The sequence below is a fragment of the Arthrobacter sp. B0427-1-12 genome (assembly GCF_059092905.1).
In genome coordinates this window covers 1-667 of the sequence record NZ_JBNHIC010000184.1, presented here as the reverse complement: position 1 = coordinate 667, position 667 = coordinate 1, and the positions used below count along the sequence as shown (strand labels likewise).

At 69.6% G+C, this 667-nt stretch carries 1 protein-coding gene; it reads left to right on the top strand.

Annotation, left to right across the window (positions count from 1 at the left end; all coding sequences use genetic code 11):
* Positions 1 to 111 precede the first annotated feature (111 nt).
* On the top strand, positions 112 to 663 hold the full coding sequence (locus AC5RWU_RS24465) for a flavin reductase family protein (RefSeq protein ID WP_493986761.1): 552 nt from the start codon (positions 112 to 114) through the stop codon (positions 661 to 663).
* The last annotated feature ends 4 nt before the right edge of the window (positions 664 to 667 follow it).

Here is a 667-nt window from a genome sequence, read left to right as displayed (position 1 = left end):
TACGCCAGCTCCCCTCCGGGCCGACGCGGGCTCTGGCGCGGTGGGCTGCGCAGTCCTAGCATGGGCCCAGTAAGTGCTTCCGGACCGTCGGGCCCGCTGGAAGGAGCCGTGATGGCAGCATTGCCGCAGGATACCCCGCTCCCGGACCTTGCCGCGGCCTTCCGCGACGCGTTCGCCGCCCATCCCGCGCCGGTCTCGATTGTCACCGCTGCCGGACCGCACGGGCCGGCAGGAATCACCGCGTCTTCGGTGATTTCCGTGTCCGCCGAACCCCCTGTCCTCGCGTTTTCCATTGCCGCCGGCAGCGAGTCCGGAGCCGCCCTGCTGGCAGGTGGAGGCCTTGCCGTGCACCTGCTCACCACCGCCAACCACAAACTTGCCGAACTGTTCGCACGGCCCGGCTCGCGCCGCTTCGGATTCGACATGGACTGGTATCCAGGGCCAGCGGGCGAACCGATCATCCGCGGCGTCGGCACTGTCCTTCGGTGCAGGCCCCTTGACCGGATGCCCGCCGGAACCGGCACAGTCGTGGCCGCCCAGGTCCTCCAGGTGCTCGACGGCGGCTCGTTCGCCGCGCCGCTGCTCTACCACCGCCGAACCTATTACGCCCTGGACCCATGGTCCGCCCTACGCTCCCGGAACGGATCACAGACCCGGCAGTAAACAG